14 protein-coding genes are annotated in these 17,569 nt (G+C 70.5%); 8 read left to right on the forward strand and 6 right to left on the reverse strand.

Going from position 1 to position 17,569, the window contains the following annotated elements; translation table 11 throughout:
* Positions 1-66 precede the first annotated feature (66 nt).
* Positions 67-687 (reverse strand): DUF5998 family protein, encoded by a 621-nt coding sequence (locus tag Q7C18_RS04635; protein WP_070162463.1) that lies wholly within the window; start codon positions 685-687, stop codon positions 67-69.
* Between the two features lie 61 nt (positions 688-748).
* Between Q7C18_RS04635 and Q7C18_RS04640 the strand changes: the two genes are divergently transcribed.
* The 3 genes from Q7C18_RS04640 to Q7C18_RS04650 are packed head-to-tail and all read left to right on the forward strand — an operon-like array spanning position 749 to position 5,594.
* Positions 749-1,777 (forward strand): 3-oxoacyl-ACP synthase III, encoded by a 1,029-nt coding sequence (locus tag Q7C18_RS04640; RefSeq protein WP_311024376.1) that lies wholly within the window; start codon positions 749-751, stop codon positions 1,775-1,777.
* A complete protein-coding gene (locus tag Q7C18_RS04645) occupies positions 1,774-4,551 on the forward strand; it encodes an alpha/beta fold hydrolase (protein WP_311024377.1) in 2,778 nt (925 codons plus the stop codon). Before Q7C18_RS04640 ends, Q7C18_RS04645 begins: the two co-directional genes overlap by 4 nt.
* On the forward strand, positions 4,548-5,594 hold the full coding sequence (locus Q7C18_RS04650; RefSeq protein ID WP_311024378.1) for an NAD-dependent epimerase/dehydratase family protein: 1,047 nt from the start codon (positions 4,548-4,550) through the stop codon (positions 5,592-5,594). The genes Q7C18_RS04645 and Q7C18_RS04650 overlap by 4 nt, the downstream gene beginning before the upstream one ends.
* Positions 5,595-5,673: 79 nt before the next feature.
* On the opposite strand, the gene Q7C18_RS04655 is transcribed toward Q7C18_RS04650, so the two are convergent.
* Positions 5,674-7,593 (reverse strand): ABC transporter ATP-binding protein, encoded by a 1,920-nt coding sequence (locus Q7C18_RS04655; protein ID WP_311024379.1) that lies wholly within the window; start codon positions 7,591-7,593, stop codon positions 5,674-5,676.
* Between the two features lie 82 nt (positions 7,594-7,675).
* On the opposite strand from Q7C18_RS04655, the gene Q7C18_RS04660 reads away from it, so the two are divergent.
* Complete coding sequence (locus Q7C18_RS04660) at positions 7,676-8,395, forward strand: TetR/AcrR family transcriptional regulator (protein ID WP_311024380.1); 720 nt, start codon at positions 7,676-7,678, stop codon at positions 8,393-8,395.
* 9 nt (positions 8,396-8,404) lie between these two features.
* Here the strand turns inward: Q7C18_RS04660 and Q7C18_RS04665 are convergent, their stop codons facing one another.
* Positions 8,405-11,164, reverse strand: a complete 2,760-nt coding sequence (locus tag Q7C18_RS04665; protein ID WP_311024381.1) for a GNAT family N-acetyltransferase — start codon at positions 11,162-11,164, stop codon at positions 8,405-8,407.
* Between the two features lie 110 nt (positions 11,165-11,274).
* Between Q7C18_RS04665 and Q7C18_RS04670 the strand changes: the two genes are divergently transcribed.
* The 4 genes from Q7C18_RS04670 to Q7C18_RS04685 all read left to right on the forward strand — a co-directional run bounded on the left by Q7C18_RS04670 (position 11,275) and on the right by Q7C18_RS04685 (position 15,915).
* On the forward strand, positions 11,275-13,902 hold the full coding sequence (locus Q7C18_RS04670) for a DNA topoisomerase IV subunit A (protein ID WP_311024382.1): 2,628 nt from the start codon (positions 11,275-11,277) through the stop codon (positions 13,900-13,902).
* A gap of 154 nt (positions 13,903-14,056) precedes the next feature.
* A complete protein-coding gene (locus Q7C18_RS04675; RefSeq protein ID WP_311024383.1) occupies positions 14,057-14,401 on the forward strand; it encodes a BlaI/MecI/CopY family transcriptional regulator in 345 nt (114 codons plus the stop codon).
* Between the two features lie 75 nt (positions 14,402-14,476).
* Positions 14,477-15,502 (forward strand): M56 family metallopeptidase, encoded by a 1,026-nt coding sequence (locus Q7C18_RS04680; protein ID WP_311024384.1) that lies wholly within the window; start codon positions 14,477-14,479, stop codon positions 15,500-15,502.
* An 11-nt stretch (positions 15,503-15,513) separates the two neighbouring features.
* A complete protein-coding gene (locus Q7C18_RS04685) occupies positions 15,514-15,915 on the forward strand; it encodes a hypothetical protein (protein ID WP_311024385.1) in 402 nt (133 codons plus the stop codon).
* Between the two features lie 25 nt (positions 15,916-15,940).
* On the opposite strand, the gene Q7C18_RS04690 is transcribed toward Q7C18_RS04685, so the two are convergent.
* Genes Q7C18_RS04690 through Q7C18_RS04700 form a run of 3 tightly spaced genes read right to left on the reverse strand, consistent with a single transcriptional unit; the run spans position 15,941 to position 17,536 of the window.
* Entirely contained in the window at positions 15,941-16,852 is a 912-nt protein-coding gene (locus tag Q7C18_RS04690; protein WP_311024386.1) for an SURF1 family protein, read from the reverse strand.
* The gene (locus Q7C18_RS04695) at positions 16,849-17,112 is read right to left on the reverse strand and encodes an acetone carboxylase (RefSeq protein ID WP_311024387.1); all 264 of its coding nucleotides are present in this window, start codon (positions 17,110-17,112) and stop codon (positions 16,849-16,851) included. Before Q7C18_RS04695 ends, Q7C18_RS04690 begins: the two co-directional genes overlap by 4 nt.
* A complete protein-coding gene (locus Q7C18_RS04700; RefSeq protein ID WP_311024388.1) occupies positions 17,099-17,536 on the reverse strand; it encodes a DUF3099 domain-containing protein in 438 nt (145 codons plus the stop codon). Before Q7C18_RS04700 ends, Q7C18_RS04695 begins: the two co-directional genes overlap by 14 nt.
* Positions 17,537-17,569 lie beyond the last annotated feature (33 nt).

Raw genomic sequence — 17,569 nt, forward strand, 5'->3', positions numbered from 1 at the left:
GTCTTCCTTCCGGAGTGGGCGGTGCGCTGCCGCGTCACCAGAGGGTCGGGTGCGGGAGGACGACGGTCAGCGGGCGTGACGCACACAGGCTCGACGCAGCGCCCGGACGAAGCTGCGGGCCTCCTCCACGGCGGTGTCTCCTTCGGCGGTGGCGGCGATGCGGAGCACGATGTCCTCGGGCACGACGGTGCCGTCGTCGCCGTGGTCAGCCATGCAGTCCGGGTCTCCGCAGTGCACCGGCGCCGTCTCGAAGCGCGCGCCGCCGGTCCAGTTCATGTTCAGCGTCACCTCCGCCAGTCCCCGCTCCGGACGGAAGCTCTCCGGGCGTCGGTGCACCTCGGAGAGGATCACCGAACGGATTCGGCTGACGGGGACGACCTCCGTGGAGATGCGCGCCACCGTGTCGGTCCGACCGGCGGTCCCGGCGTCGTCGGCCTCCACGTCGTGGTCGTCCAGATGGGCGACGACGATCACGTCCTCGGCCAGCGCCAGCACGGTGATGTGCCGGTGCACCTCCTCCATGTCGAAGTGGGTGTCCACATGGACGATCTGGTGCGTAGGCTCGCGGCCGTCCAGGGCGTCGGTCACCGTATGGTGCACAAGCGTGGGGTAGAAGCCGCCGCGCTCGATCGCCGCGCGCAGCGAGAGTGTCGAAGAGGGCGCGGAGTCGTCATGGCTGAAGGTCATGGAAACCATGCTAGCCCTCCCTCGATTCGCTAGCCCGGTTCACCTGCTGGATAATGGAGCGGTGCCAGGAAACGCGACTTTTCACCACCGCAACGCCGCCCTGCTGTCTGTGGCCGAGGTCCAAGCCCCGGTCCCTCTGACCTCCAAGGACATCGACCGCCGCCTGGCCGACGCCCTGAAGCGGCTGAAGCTCCCCCAGGGCCTCCTGCAGCGGGTCGCAGGCGTGAAGACCCGCCGCAACTGGGAGAAGGCGGGAGACGTACGCGCCGGCACGGTGGAGGCCGGGCGTCGGGCCCTCCAGGCCGCCGGCGTCCCCGCAGCCGACGTCTCGGTGATGATCAACACCTCGGTGACCCGCGAGCATCTCGAGCCCTCCGTCGCCGTGGGAGTCCACCACGACCTGGGTCTGCCCAGCTCCGCGATGAACTTCGACATCACCAACGCCTGCCTGGGCTTCGTCAATGCGATGACCCTGGCCAGCTCCATGATCGACGCCGGGCAGGCGACCTATGTGCTGATCGTCAACGGCGAGGACGCCAAGAAGGTCCAGGACGCGACCGTGGAGCGCATCAGCAGCCTCGAATCGATGGTCAGCCGCGAGGACTTCATGTCGGAGTTCGCGTCCCTGACCCTGGGCTCCGGCGCGGCGGCGGCGGTCGTGGGCCCTGCCGACCGGCACCCCGAGGGGCACCGGATCGTCGGTGGTGTGACTCGGGCCGCGACCCAGCACCACGGCCTGTGCGTCGGTGACCATCGCGGCATGTTCACTGACTCCCGCGGCCTGCTCGACGGCGGCCTCGAGCTCGTCATGGATGCCTGGCAGGACGCCAAGGAGCACTTCGACTGGGATGCCATGGACGCCTACGTGACCCACCAGGTGTCGTCACTGCACACCGCGTCGATCATCAAGGCCGCCAAGCTCGACAAGAAGCGCGTCCCGGTGACCTATCCCGAGCTGGGCAACGTGGGGCCCGCCTCGCTGCCGATCACCCTGGCTCGAGAGTCCGCCTCCCTGTCCTCCGGTTCCCGGGTGCTCTGCATGGGCGTCGGCTCCGGACTCAACACGGCGATGCTGGAGATCATCTGGTGAGGGCTCCCCGGATCCGACACCGCCCGCTGCCCGCAGCACCCGCCCAGCTGCCGCCGAAGGGGCTGCCGGGGCTCGATCCTGCCTGGTCACGGCTGGTGGCGGCCAGGACCGTCGACGGCACCCGTACCTTCCACGTCCTGGACACCGGCCCGATCCTGGCTGCCCGGGGCATCCCCGTGCGGGGCACGATCCTGGCCGTCCACGGCAACCCGACCTGGTCCTACCTGTGGCGAGGGCTCGTCGCGGAGTCGCTGCGGCAGGCAGAGACCGACACCGCCGGCGGGTGGCGCATCATCGCGCCCGACCAGCTGGACATGGGCTACTCCGAGCGCCTGTGCCACGCCGGCGCCCCGCGCACCCTGACGGGCGCGGATCCGGACGAATGCGGATATCGCCGGATGGCGCAGCGGCTCGACGACCTGGACGCCCTGATGGACGCCCTCGACGTCGACACGGCCCTTCCTCTGGTGACGCTGGGCCACGACTGGGGCGGCGTCATCTCCCTGGGCTGGGCCACGCGCCATCCCTACGACGTCGACGCCGCCGCGACGCTGAACACCGCAGTGGACCATCCGGTGGACGAGCCCGTGCCGGCCGCGCTCCGCGCGGCCACCGCACCGGGCCTGCTGAGCGCCTCCACCGTGGAGACCCGAGGGTTCCTCGGGGTCACGCTGTCCCTGGCGGAAGGGCGCCTCGACCGTGAGGTCCATGCCGCCTACTCGGCCCCGTACCGGAGCCGCGATCGGCGCGGGGGCATCGGCGGGTTCGTGGCGGACATCCCCGCCTCCGCAGACCACGTCTCCCGCGGGACGCTGGAGGAGGTCTCCTCGGCCCTGACCCGATGGGACAAGCCCACGCTGCTGCTCTGGGGGCCGAAGGACCCGGTCTTCCAAGAACGTCATCTGGCGGATCTGCAGGAGCGCATCCCCCATGCCGACCTGCACCGCTTCGAGGGTGCCGGCCACCTGGTGGCGGAGGACCGAGACATCGCAGCACCGCTGCTGACCTGGCTCGGCGGCATGGACCGGCGCGACGGACGTCTCCGCCCGGAGGACTCGACCCGCCGCTCCCCCGCCCCGGCCGCCGCGGTGCACGGTCTGCACGCTCAGCTTGAGGAGATGACGGCGAGCTGGCGGCGGAATTCCCCCGCAGTGGTGGACATGACCTCCCAGGACCCGACGGCGCTCAGCTGGCAGGAGCTCTCCTCGCAGATCGACGCGCTCGCTCGCGGGCTCAGCGAACTCGGCGTCTCCCGGGGCGACAGGGTGTCCCTGCTGGTCCCGCCCGGCAACGACCTGACCGTGGTGCTCTACGCCTGCCTGCGCATCGGGGCGGTGGCCGTCGTCGCCGACGCAGGCCTCGGCGTGAGGGGCATGACGCGGGCCGCCCGCAGCGCGCGGCCGGACTGGATCATCGGCGCCACCCCCGGCCTGGCCCTGGCCCGGACCTTCGGCTGGCCCGGTCGGCGGATCAGCGTCCAGGCGCTCTCCCACCGTCAGGCACGCCTGCTCGGCACCGTGGCCTCGGTGGAGCGGCTGCTGCGCAGCCACGTGGGAGCCTCTCCGGACGTCCCCCACCCGGCCCCCGAGGACGAGGCGGCGGTGCTGTTCACCTCCGGCTCCACCGGACCGGCCAAGGGCGTGGTGTACACCCACGGACGGCTCGCCGCCCTCGTGGCGCTGCTGCGGCGCCAGTTCGACGTGACGCCCGGCTCGTCGCTGATCGCCGGTTTCGCGCCGTTCGCGCTGCTCGGCCCGGCCATCGGAGCCACCTCGGTGACCCCGGACATGTCGGTGACACGGCCTGCCACGCTCACCGCTGACGCCGTCGCTCAGGCGGCGATGACGGGTGAGGCCACGATGTTCTTCGGCTCCCCCGCGGCGCTGCGCAACGTCGTGGCGACCGCGCCCGAGCTCCAGGCGGACCAGCGAGCCGCCCTGGGACGGATCTCACTGGTCCTCTCGGCCGGGGCACCGGTCCATCCGGATCTGCTGGACGCCGTCCAGGAGCTCTTCCCCTCCGCAGAGATCCATACGCCCTATGGCATGACCGAGGGGCTCCTGCAGGCGGACATCGACCGTGACGGAGTGCATGAGGCGATGGCCACCGGACAGAGCGGAGTATGCGTGGGCCAGCCTGTGGCGGGCGTGCGGCTGGCCCTGGCGCCGCTCGATCCCGCAGGCCGTCCGGCGGAGGAGCTCACCGTGCTGGACGACCCCGTCCAGCCCGCCGCCGTGGGCGTCCTCTCCGAGATCGTCGTCTCAGCCGCGCATCTGAAGGCCGGCTACGACCGGCTCTGGCAGACGGACCGGGCCAGCAGTCGGGACACCGCCGAAGGCCTTCTGTGGCACCGCACCCACGACGTCGGCCATGTCGACTCCTCAGGGCGCCTGTGGATCGAGGGGCGCCTGCAGCACGTGATCACCACCCCCGATGGTCCGGTGGGCCCCGGCACGGTGGAGACCCCGGTGGACGCCCTCGACGAGGTGACCCGCAGCGCCGCCGTCGGCGTCGGGCCGTCCGGCACCCAGGCCGTCGTCGTCATCGTGGAGCCGGACGGTCCGGACCGGCCCCTGCGTACCGGTCGGTCCCCGCTGGCCTCGCCGGAGTTCGCCTCCGCAGTGCGCCATGCCGCCGGTGACGTCCCGGTCTCGGCCGTGCTCGTCCTCGACGAACTGCCCACCGACATCCGCCACAATTCGAAGATCGACCGCACCCGTCTGGCCCTCTGGGCCGAGAAGGCTCTGACCGGGAGGAGGCCCGGCACTCCGTGAGTGAGACCACCCCCTCAGCTCCGCGTCCCGCCGAGATCCTGCCCGGCTCCCGGGTCCTGCTCACCGGCGCCTCCGGGCTGCTCGGCGGAAGCGTCGCCCGACGACTGGCGCAGGACGGCTATGAGGTGACCACCCTGCAGCGCAGCGCCTCGGGACTCGACGAGGTCCGTGACGTGCGTGGCTCGCTGACCGACCACGCCCTGGTGGCCCAGGCGATGGCCGGTCAGGACGCCGTCATCCACATGGCGGCCAAGGTGTCGGTCTCGGGCCGCCGCCAAGACTTCGTCGACGTCAACATCCACGGCACCGAGAACATCCTCGACGCGGCCGAGGCCGCCGGCGTGGAGCATCTGCTGCATGTCTCGTCTCCGTCGGTCGCCCATGCCGGCACCTCCCTGGTCGGGGAAGGCGCCGGAGACCCCGACCCGACCGCGGTCCTCGGTCACTATGCCCGCACCAAAGCTGAGGCCGAGCTGCTGGTCCAGGCGCGTGCGGCGGCGGGCATGAAGGTGCTGGTCATCCGTCCGCACCTGATCTGGGGCCCCGGGGACGGCCAGCTGACCCGCCGCGTGGTCGACCGCGCCCGCTCCGGCCGTCTGCCGCTGTTGGGCTCGGGCGCGGCCCTGGTGGACACCCTCTACATCGACAACGCGGTGGACGCCTTCGCCGCCGGGCTGCGTCGGCTGCCTCAGATCCACGGCCGCCGACTGGTGCTGACCAACGGCGAACCGCGACCGATCGGCGAGCTCCTGATGGGCATCGCGGAGGCGGGCGGCGCGCGTCGTCCGCGGCTCCGCGTGGCCCCGGCGGTGGCGAAGGCGGCCGGACTGGCCGTGGAGAAGATCTGGGGCCTGGCGGAACGGGTCGCCGGTGACCTCGACGACGAACCTCCGATGACGAAGTTCCTGGCGGAGCAGCTCTCGACCGCCCACTGGTTCGACCAGCGGGAGACCCGGGCGGCCCTCGACTGGACCCCGGCGATCAGCATCGACGACGGCCTGGCCCTCCTGGCGGAGCACGTCCGCCGCACCGGCGGAGTCTGAGCCCACCGGCGCGGCCTCCGACTCAGGAGCTCGCGCTGGAACACCGCGCAGGAACGCCGCGCTGGAACACCCCGCAGGGTCACCCCACCGGAGTCTCCATCCGCAGGGCCGCCACCAGGCTGCGGTACAGCTGGGAGCTGGTCAGCAGCTGCCCGTGGGTGCCCTCATCGACGATGCGCCCTCCGTCCATCACGAGGATGCGGTCCGCGTCGACCACGGTCGAGAGCCGGTGGGCGATGGTCACGACGGCGGCATGGCGGGCGTGCGTGGCGATGGTCTCCTGCACGGCGGCCTCCGTGACGCCGTCGACCTGAGCGGTGGCCTCGTCGAGCAGCAGCACCGCCGGATCCACCAGCAGCGCCCGGGCCAGGGCGATCCGCTGACGCTGCCCTCCAGAGACGTTGGTGTCCGTCAGTGCCGTGTCCAGCCCGTGCGGCAGGCGGGAGACCATGTCCTCGAGCTGCAGCCGCCGCAGCACCTGCTGCAGCTGGTGCTCGTCTGCCTCGGGTGCGGAGAACAGCAGGTTCTCCCGAATCGTCCCGGGCACGACGGGAGTCTCCTGCTCCACGTAGGCGAAGGCCGAGCGCACCAGGGCCGGGCTGAGCTGCCCGTAGGGCGTGCCGCGCAGTCTGAGCTCTCCCTCCTCGGGCTCCAGGAACCGCATCATCAGCGACAGCAGCGTCGTCTTCCCGGCCCCGGAGGGGCCGACGAGCGCCACGTGGCCCGTCGCCGGGACCCGCAGATCGATGCCCTGGACCGCCACCGGACCGTCCTGCGCATAGCGGGCGGTCACTCCTGCCAGCTCCAGCACGGGCCGGGATGCGGTCTCCGAGTCGCTGCTCTCCGTTGCCGCCGGTGCCTCTGGACCGGCGTCTCCAGGTGGTGGCCCTCCCCTGCCCGAGCGGGGGTCCGGGGCTGGGACGCCGAAGTCGTCGTGGCCCGGCCCCGTCACGGCGCCCGAGCCTCGTGCCACTCCCTCCACGACGCGGAGGTCGGCTCGCCGGTCCTCCACGGGCATCGCGTCCACCTGGCTGATCCGTCCGGCGGCGGCCAGGCCGGACTGCAGCGTGGTGAGGTTCTGGGTGAGCTCCATCAGCGGCCCGGTCAGTCCCCAGACATAGAGCAGGAACGCCACGAGCGTGGAGACACCGATGTGGCCTTCGGAGACGCGCCAGGCTCCCAGCGCGAGCACCATGATGAGGGCGCCGTCGAGTCCGACTCCCGCGACCGTCCAGGCTCCCGCCTGGATCTTCACGGAACGCAGGCTGTGCCGTCGGGAGGAGCCCACGTGGCGCATCAGCGACTCGTAGCGGCGTCCTTCGGCCCGCGAGGACTTCACCGTCTTGATGGCCCGCACCGTGCCCTCCAGGTCGGATCCGAGGTCACCCAGGGCGGCCTGGGCCTTCTCCTCCACCGTGGCGATGCGCGGCATGAGCACGGCGAAGATCACCAGCACGACCGCCAGAGCGGCGAGTGTGGTGCCCAGCAGCACCAGGTCCAGGCGCGCCATCAGCAGCAGGGAGCCGAGGATCATGATGGCGCCGTTGATCAGCCCGATGATGGCGGTCGAGGCCGCCTGGTTGAGCAGCACCGTGTCCGAGGTGACCCTGGTGACGAGCTCCCCGGGACTGCGCCGCAGGAGCTCAAAGACGCGGGACCCCAGGTATCGGAGGATCATGCGTCGGCGGGCATCGTAGACGATGTCCTCGGCCAGCCGCCCCAGGAGGACCCACTGGCACCAGCCAAGACCGGCGCCGAGCAGGAGCAGACCGACCAGCACCAGGACGGGATCCCGCAGCGAGGCGTCCACCGCGAGGCTGTCCAGCACCCACTTGGTGACCATCGGGCTCGCCAGCCCCATGGCCGAGACGGCGAGCGAGAGCAGCAGCCCGAGTCCCAGGACCTTCAGATGCGGTCGCGCGAAGGACCACAGGACCTTCATGCGGACTGAGGACGAGGCCTCGGGCTCGACCGACGCCTCCACTGTTGATTCATTCATGACACCTAGTGAGACATAAGTGTCGCACTTTCGTCAATACTTGTGGCACATCAGGGCTGTTCACTCCTGTACGCTGGGTCCCATGCAGGAGATCGACAGCGCCGCGTCCCCAGCCCCCGGAACCGAGCGGGAGACGGAGGCCGAGGAGGACGCCAGCCCCGCAGAGCCGGGACCGGAAGAGCCGGGACCGGATCGCGCTCACTCCTCATCAGGACCCCTCGCCCCGCCGAGTCCGGCCGCGCAGCGCACCCGCCGGGCCATACTGCTCGCCGCCGTCGAGGTCCTGTCCGTGAACCCCGGAGCCGCCCTCAGCGATGTGGCGGACACGGCCGGCGTCTCTCGGAGCACCTTGCATCGTCACTTCACGGACCGTGCCGCTCTACGTGCCGCCGTGGACGCTCTGGCGGAGGAGCAATGGACGGAGGCGGTCCGTGTGGCGCGGCTGGACCAGGGATCGGGCTTCGAGGCCTTCCGTCGCCTCTGCGGTGAACTGATCAGCCGCATCGACACCCTGGCCTGGTGGATGGCCTCCGACGAGCCCGATCAGGACACGTCCGGCGACTGCGAGGCGCCCGCTGAATCCGCCGAGGATGCGGAGATCGCCGCGGCGCTGCGCCGTGGGCATCGGGACGGCACCATCGATCCGACCCTCAGCCCCGAATGGGTCAGCAACATCACCTGGGCGACGCTCTACGCCATCCGCTTCATCCCGGCCCAGGGCGGGATGAGCCCCTTCGAGGCGCGCCAGCAGGGCCTGCGGACCCTCCTGAAGTCCGTCGCCGCCGACCCCTCGGCCGTCTGAACCGGGCCCTCACCACCGGCTGATGGCTCGGCGCGCCGAGTCGGTGCGCTGCTGCGGATTGGCGATGTCGATGGTCGCATGCAGGATGCTGACGCCTTCCTCCGCGACCAGCAGGGGCGCGATCTCCAGCGCGGCGACCTGGGGGTGGTTGTCCTTGAGCATGGCCACCCGCTGCAGGGTCTCCTCCACCGCAGTGATGTCCACCGGCGGCAGACCACGATGCCCCGTGAGCTTCTGCGCGGCACGCGGCCGACGGACCAGAGATCTGAGATCTTTGTCGGTCAGCGGCGGGACGGCATGGGCCCAGTCGTCCAGGAGGTCCACTGCGTCACCGGAGATCCCGAAGGACACCACGGGACCCATGAGCGGATCTTCCAGGGCCCGGACCCTGCACCCCTGCCCGATGGGGGCCATCGCCTGGACCTCGAGGCCCGGTGCGCCGAGACCCTCCAGCTGAGCACGCATGTCCGCCACGGTGCGGCGCAGCATGTCGGCGTCGCTGATGTTGAGCCGCACGCCCCCGAGATCCAGGCGGTGCCGCAGCGAGTCAGTGGTGGCCTTGACCGCCACCGGCCAGCCGAGCCGTTCCGCGGCCGCGACCGCCTCCTCCGGCGTCGTGAAAGGGACCGACGGCATCACTGAGAGCCCATAGTGACCCAGCAGCTCCGCGGCCTGTTCGGCCTCGAGCCGATGCAGGGCGGTCCCGGAGACGGATTCCGCGAGCCAGCCCTCGAGGAGCTCGTCGACGGTGCGCGAGACGGTGGAGCCTTCCAGGCCGGAAGGCGTCCAGGGCTCGCCGATCCCCTCCTGCCGCCATCGCTGGTAGCGCACGATCTTGCCCAGAGCGGCCACCGAGCGGGCGGGTGAGGAATAGACGGGGACGCCCTGCTGCAGCGCGCCGGTCTCCATGACCGGCGCGGCGGCGGCCAGGTGGTTCAGCGGCACATCGTCCTCCAGGACCCCGATGAGCGAGACGACCACGGGCTTGGGATGCTGCCGAGCGGTGTCGAGGATCACCCGGGAATGATCCTGGTGCTCGCCGGCGACGGTCGGCTGGAGGCACAGCGCGACGGCGTCCACCTCCTCGGCTCCCAGCAGCGCGTCGAGCGCCTTCCGCAGCTTATCCTCCGCCTCACGTCGGGTCCCGTCGAGGTCAAGCCCCGACTCCGTCCGTACGGCCTGAAGCCCGTGGGACTGGGCGGCGTCCGCCAGCACCCGGCCCATCGAGGCGGAGTTCGACAGGATGCCCAGACGCGGCCCGGCGGGAAGCGGCTGGCTGGCCAGGATCTGCAGCACGTCCATGAGCGAATCATGGTTGCCGACCTGGATGACGCCGGAGTGCTCGAGCATGGAGTCCACGGCCCCCCGCGGAGTCAGCGTGGTGCGCACGTCATGGCCGGGCGGCAGCCGACGGCCTGTGACGTCGGATGTGGCGACGACCACCGGCTTCGTCAGCGACAGCCGCCGGGCGATGCGAGAGAACTTGCGGGGGTTCCCGAAGCTCTCCAGGTAGATCCCGACAGCTCGCGTCGCCTCGTCGTCCTCGAAGCGCTGCATGGCGTCGTTCCCGGAGAGGTCCGCGCGGTTGCCCGCCGAGATCACCGAGGACAGCCCGACCTGCCGTCGATAGGCCGCGGCGTACAGCGACACTCCGATCGAGGCCGACTGGCTGAAGAGCCCGACCCCGCCGCGCAAGGGCATCGTCGGGGACAGGGAGGCGTTGAGCGAGATGTCGGGGTCGGTGTTGATCAGGCCCACAGAGGCCGGCCCGATCACCCGCATCCCCCACCCGCGGGCCAGCCGAACGAGCTCCCGCTGATCGAGGACGGCGCCGGATGCCCGAGACCCTCCGGCGCCCTCGGCCTCGAGCCCCGCGGTCACCACCAGCAGTCCCTTGACCCCGTGCCGACCGCAGTCCGCCACCACCTCGGCCAGCCGCTCCGGAGGCACCGCCACGACCGCCAGATCGACGTCCTGCTTGATGTGCTCCAGCGAGGCGTACGCCTCCGTGCCGCCGACCTCGAAGGCGTCCGGGTTCACGGCGTGGATGCCTCCGGTGAACCGCCCCTCCACGAGGTTGTGCACCAGGTGATACCCCACCGAGCCGTACTCGCGGGAGGCGCCGATGACCGCCACCTGGGACGGCGTCAGCAGCTCGGCGACGCTGCGGGACTCGGCGCGATGCTCCCTCGCCTCCATCACGGCGCGGGACTTCTCCGTCGGGTCGATGGGGAACTCGAGGACGACCACGCCGTCTTCGAACCGCCGCTGCACCTCATAGCCGGCCTCGGAGAAGACGGCCAACATCTTGCGGTTCTCCGGCAGGACCTCCGCGGAGAACCGCTCCAGGCCACGCTCCCGGCCGGCTGCCGCCAGATGCTCCAGCAGGATCGACCCCAGACCTCTGCCCTGATGGGCGTCGGAGATGTGGAACGAGACCTCGGCCTCCCGGGTGCCGTCGATGCGGTCGTAGCCTCCGACGCCGATGATCTCCTGATCGCCGGACGGGCTGGCCAGCAGGATCACCATCGCCACCCGGTCGACGTGGTCCACCTGGGTGAAGCGTCGCAGCTCCTTCTCCGTCAGTGAGGACTTGTAGGTGAAGTACCGCAGATAGATGGACGACTCCGACTGGGCCGCATGCATGCGCTGCAGCCGCTCGGCATCGTCGGCCCCGATCGGGCGCAGGTGGGCCGCGGCGCCGTCCCGCAGGACGACATCTGCCTCCCAGTGGCCCGGATATCCGCCGGTTTCTGCTGGTTCACCCATAGGATCAAGACTACGAGAACTTCCGGCCGGCAGGCATGGACCGCTCCTATGGACGTCTGCGAAGGCCCTGCCGACCCTCACGACCCCGACGAAGGACACCTTCCGCGCCCATGGCCCGCCGTTCGACTTCCAGCTCCCCGCGCTCCGGCCCCGAGCAGCCCCCGGTGACCCCGGAGGACCACATCGTCGACATCGACGTCTCGGCGGAGATGGAGACCTCGTTCCTGGAGTACGCCTATTCGGTGATCTACTCGCGGGCTCTGCCGGACGCCCGCGACGGACTGAAGCCGGTGCAACGGCGGATCCTGTACATGATGTCCCAGATGGGGCTGCGCCCCGAGAAGGGCCATGTGAAGTCCGCCCGCGTGGTGGGCGAGGTGATGGGAAAGCTGCACCCCCATGGGGACGCCGCCATCTACGACGCCCTGGTCCGCATGGCCCAGTCTTTCTCGCTGCGGCTGCCCCTGGTGGACGGCCACGGCAACTTCGGCTCCCTCGACGACGGCCCGGCGGCTCCCCGCTACACCGAAGCCCGTATGACGGCGGCCGCGGTGTCGATGACCACCGATCTGGACGAGGACGTCGTCGACTTCGAGCCGAACTATGACAATCAGCTGACCCAGCCTTCGGTGCTGCCCAGCGCCTTCCCCAACCTGCTGGTCAACGGCGCGTCGGGGATCGCCGTGGGCATGGCGACGAACATGGCTCCGCACAACCTGCGTGAAGTGGTCGCGGGGGCGCGGCATCTGATCATGCACCCCGAGGCCACGCTCGAGGACATCATGGTCCACATCCCCGGCCCTGACCTTCCCTCGGGTGGACGGATCGTGGGACTGGACGGCATCCGGGACGCCTACCGCACGGGTCGCGGCTCCTTCAAGACCCGCGCGACGGTCTCCATCGAGCAGGTCTCTCCGCGCAAGACGGGGATCGTCGTCACGGAGCTGCCCTACATGGTGGGTCCGGAGAAGATCATCGAGAAGATCAAGGACGCGGTCCAGTCCAAGCGCCTGGCCGGCATCTCCGACGTCTTGGACCTGACCGACCGCAAGCACGGCCTGCGGATGATCATCGAGCTCAAGGCCGGGTTCAACCCCCAGGCGGTGCTGGCGCAGCTGTACAAGCTCACCCCGATGGAGGACTCCTTCGGGATCAACAACGTGGCCCTGGTGGACGGCCAGCCGCGCACACTGGGCCTGCTGGAGATGCTCCAGGTCTACGTGGACCACCGCATCTCCGTGGTGCGTCGGCGCACGGCCTATCGACTGGCGAAGCGCCAGGACCGCCTCCATCTGGTGGAGGGCCTGCTGATCGCGATCCTCGACATCGACGAGGTCATCCAGATCATCCGCGCCGCCGAGGACACCGGCACCGCCCGAGAGCGCCTGATGACGATCTTCGACCTCACCCAGCCGCAGGCTGAGCACATCCTGGAGCTGCGGCTGCGGCAGCTGACCCGCTACTCCACGCTGGAGCTGGAGCAGGAGAAGCAGCGCCTCGAGGAGGAGATCGCCGAGCTTCAGGCGATCCTGGACTCCGAGCAGCGGCTGCGGGAGGCGGTGGCCGACGAGCTGGCCCAGGTTGCCGAGGCCCACGGCGACGACCGCCGTACCCAGCTGGTGGAGTCCGAGACCCTGGAGGCCCCGGCTCCCGCGGCGAAGGCGGCCTCGCCCGATGAGGCGGCCACCGCCATGCAGATCGCCGACTCCCCGTGCTGGGCTCTGCTGTCGACCTCGGGGCAGCTGGCTCGCACCACGGACCGCTCCGGACTGGTCCATCCGACTCGTCGCGGGCGTCATGACGCGCTGACGTCCATGGTCCCCACCTCAGCCCGTGGGGAGATCGGCGCCATCACCTCGGCAGGACGGATGATCCGGGTGCCGGTGGTGGACATGCCCGCCGTGGAGGTCGCCTCCGGCACGGTGAATCTCAACCAGGGTGTCAAGGTCAAGGATTTCCTGGCGCTGGAGCGCAAAGAGGAGCTGATCGCCTTCGTGCCCCTGGACGAGGTCGTCGCCCTCGGGACGGCCGCGGGGCGGGTCAAACGGGTCAACCCGGACTATCCGCTGAACCGGGACGAGTGGGAGGTCGTCGCGCTGAAGGGCAAGGACCGCGTCGTCGGCGCCCAGGCGGCCCCTGCTGATGACGACCAGCTGGTGTTCATCACTGCGGGGGCGCAGATGCTGCACTACGACGCCGCACTGGTGCGTCCCCAGGGCAGGACCGCCGCCGGGATGGCAGGAATCAAGGTCGCCGACGGCGATGAGGTCATCAGCTTCACGGTCGTGCCCGGCGCGGGAGTGCCGGACGAGGACGGGCAGCTCGCAGAGGACCTGGCCGGCTGGACGCCGGTGGTGGTGACCGTCGCCGCCGGACAGGAGCCGCTGGAGGGCTTCGAGGACGGCAGCGTGAAGGTCACCGAGTTCTCCGAGTTCCCGGCCAAGGGGCGCGCGACCGCCGGCGTCCGTGCCCATCGTTTTCTCCGCGGCGAAGACCACCTGCGCCTGGCATGGGCAGGTCTGGGCCCGGCGATGGGCGCGGCGAAGAACGGCTCGGCCCGTGTGCTGCCGGCGGAGACGGCCCGACGCGACGGCTCCGGGATCCCGCTGGAGCGCACGGTCGATGCGGTGGCCTCCAGCCCGGAGGCCCTCACCCGCGTGGCCGGCGCACGCCTGTCGGCCGGCTCCGTGGACGGCGCCGAGGACGGCTCCGAGGACACCGGGGCCGCCGGGGACTGACGCACGGTGGCGTCTCATCATGTGACACGCCATTACTACAGGTTGTAGAAATCACGGTCCCACCAGGAGTATCGTGGAAAGGCACCCTGTAGCGGGCTGAGCAGACTCGCTCCGCCTGTCAGGACACCCCATCACCGGCAAGGAGATCCACCGCATGGCCACCCTCGGCGACCTCGAGCGTTCAGTCATGAGCCTGCTCTGGGACAGCGCAGAGTCCCTCAGCGCCAATGACGTGCGGGATCGACTGGACGAGGACCTGGCGGTCACCACGGTGCTGACGGTCCTCGCGCGCCTGGAGAAGAAGAACATGGTCACCCGGGAGCGCTCCAGCCGTCCGCACCGCTACGCCGCCGCGGCCAGCCGCGAGGAGCACACGGTGGAGATGCTCAATGAGGTGCTCGGCACCGCCTCCGACCGTGAGGCCGTGCTCGCCCGCTTCATCGGTGGGATCTCCGACTCGGAGGCCGCCGCTCTTCGTCGGATCCTCAGGTCCTCCTGAACCGCTCCCCCGCGGAGACCTCCTCGTCGCCGTGGTCGCCCCGGTCCGATGTGGACGTGCCCGTAGACTGGTGCTGTGACCTCGCTGGCCCTCTTCCTCGCCGTGCTGGCGTTCCTGCTGGCCGTGCCGATCCCCCGGCTGCTCAGCCGGGCCCGTTTCCGCGCACGCTCTCCGTGGGCCGCCATGCTGCTGTGGCAGGCCATCGCTCTGGCCGGGGGGCTCGCGCTCATCGGAGCGCCTCTGGTCTACGGGCTGTCACCCTTCGGCGGATCGCTCCATGAATCCGTGGCGGAGGTCCTGAAGCTGCTGCTCGCCGCCGACTTCACCGCGCTGGAGGACCTGCATGTGCTGCCCACCCATGTGTTCGCCCTGTGCCTGGCGGTCATGCTGGGCACCCACCTGCTGCTCACGCTGCTGCGCACCTACGTCAGGGTCCTGGGTTCGCGACGCCGGCACCGGGATCTCGTGAGGCTGCTGTCCACACCGCTGGACGAGCGCAGAGGCGCCACCACAGCACCGAATGCGACGGCCGTGGATGAGGCCCATGTCATCGAGGCCGAGGCGCCCTTGGCCTACTGTCTGCCCGGACGCACGCACGCAAGTTCGGTCACGGTGCTCTCCCGCGGGCTGCTCGACCAGCTCTCCGATGCGGAGCTCGCCGCCGTCGTCGCTCACGAGCAGACTCACCTGCACCAACGGCACCATCTGCTCACCATGGCCTTCGACGCCTGGTACCGGGCGCTGCCCTGGCTGCCCACCACCCGCTACGGCCGGGAAGCGGTCCTCGAGCTCACGGAGATGCTCGCCGACGACGGCGCCATGCAGCACCATTCCAGGGACGACCTCCTGCGCTCTCTGGCCCTGAGCACCCCTGAGATGTCCCTGATCGACGACGCGGACGCGGACGGACCTCGCGGCCTGCCGGAGCTCGATGCGGCCCAGGGTGCGACCGCCGGCGCCGGCGCCGCGGTGATCACCACGGAGCGGCTCAAGCGCCTGCTCGTGCCCCCGCCAGCGCTTCCACGCACCGCCCAGGCCGCGATCGCGGCAGCCGCTGCCGGGCTTCTGACGGTGCCCACCGCCCTGCTGCTGGTGATCTGATGCACCGCTTCTTGTCAGCTCGACTTCGCTCGGGCACGGTGCTCTACCGGGAGAGGATGCCTCTGACGGCGATGCCCTGGGTCCTGCTGACCATGGCGGCCGCCCTGCTCTACGGCACGTGGAGCGGAGTGGTGGACCGAGCAGAGCCGGTGTGGGACGCTCTCGGGTGGGCGGCCCTGACCGCGGGCGCCATCGGGGTCCTGTTCCTGGCCATCTGGGCACTTCCGGTGGTCGGCGAGGGCAAGCGGGTCCGGGTCGACGAGTCCGGGGAGATTCCTGAGGCTCTGCTGATCGAGGATCTCCGGGCCGTCCGCCGGGGCAGCCGACGTCCCCGCCGAGCCGTGCAGGCGCCGCGCACCGACAACCTGCATGAGTCGCTGCGCACCGCCCGGCGCCAGCACAGGGGCTGCTGAGGGGCTGCCGAAGCGCCCGAACCGGTCAGCGTGAGCCCAGCCTTTCGTCCACCCACGCGTCCTCGACGTCTTCGTCGCTGGCGCGACCGGCCCGCTCCCGACGACGCCGGCGGGCCTCGCGCAGACGCTCCTGACGGGAGACCCCTGATGACGCCGTCCCGGCTGCCCGTTCCTTTCCGTCCTCCTCTTCGGCGATCACGTCGAGATCCCGATTGCGGGCCGTCAGTCGGGCCGCGTATCCCCAGCCGACGAAGCCGAGCAGCCCGAACGCGTACCACTGCATGGAGTAGGACAGGTGCGGGCCCTCGTCCAGCTCCGGCCGGGCCAGCTGGCGCGGCTGCTGGTCGGGGGCCGGATCCTCTCCGGCCATGAGCCCGTAGGCGCCGGTCACGAGGTCGTAGCCGAGCTGCGTCTCGTACTCGTCGAGGTCGATGGAGGCGAGCTGGCCGTCCGGGGCGTCCCGGTCGATGTCCGGCTCGCCCGGCTTCAGCCGCACCGTCACCTCGGCCTCTCCCCGCGGCGGCTCCGGCATATAGGCGGGCCGGGAGGCATCGGTGCTGTCGGTCGGCAGCCAGCCGCGGCTGATCACGACGACGTCGCCGTCGTGGGTGCGGAAGGGCACCACCTGCTCATAGCCGACGGACCCGCTGTGACCGCGGTTGCGCACCAGCCGGACGTCGTCGGAGAGATATTCGCCGCGCAAAGTGGTCACGGTCCATTCGTCGTCGGCCTCCGGAGACCGGTACAGTTCGCGCACCTCGGCATAGGGCACTGGGTCCTCGTCATAGTTGGCGACGACCCTGTTGATGTCCTCCATAGCCTGCTCCCGGCGGTCCAGCTGCCACTGTCCCAGGAACACACAGGCCACAGCGAAGCCCACGCACACGGCCAGCCAGCCCAGCCACGTGGGAGTCAGCAGGAATCGGTACCGGCTCATGTCGCGGACTCCTCAGTGTCGCCGCCGGTCAGGGGCACCGTGCTGCGCCAGAACAGACGCTGGGCCAGGAAGTTCTCCAGCCATGCCCGGTGCTCGTCACAGGCCAGCCAGACCTTCCGTCGCTGCTCGTCGTGGATCTTGGGGTTGTTCCACAGGATCTGCCAGACGGCGGCGGACCGGCACCCCTTGCGGGAGCACTGCGGCGTCTCCGGACCGGAGGCCTCCCCGGCCTGTCCGCCCAGCGAGCTAAGAACGTCCATCGTCTCCTGCATCCCGCACGACTTCACCTTCGATGACCTGCACCTGCCCCTCGGCGCCCCCCTGATGGCCCTCGGCACGGTCAGGGTCCCCTGCCGCGGCCTGATCATCCGCATCTCTTCCGGGGCCCCGGCCGTCCCCCAGCTGCGCCGAGCCGGCAGGCAGACCGCGCATCCCGTCCACCGTCTCGGCATCCCGACTGCGGAAGTACCGGTCCGTGCCCGCATTGGCCACGGTGACCGCGATGTAGGGCAGCACGACAGCCAGCGCGAGGAAGACCCAGGTCATCCAGTTCTGCACGACGACGGCCAGCACGAAGCACACGGCACGGATGCCCATGGAGATCGCGTAGCGCACCATGCGCCCGTGCTGCTCCTCGCTGTGACGCTGGGGAGCATCCGTGATGGACTGGACAGGTTCGTTCACCGCTCCATTCTAGTGCGCGGACCTGGACGCCCA

The organism is Nesterenkonia sp. CL21, from assembly GCF_031705515.1.
Taxonomy (GTDB): domain Bacteria; phylum Actinomycetota; class Actinomycetes; order Actinomycetales; family Micrococcaceae; genus Nesterenkonia; species Nesterenkonia aethiopica.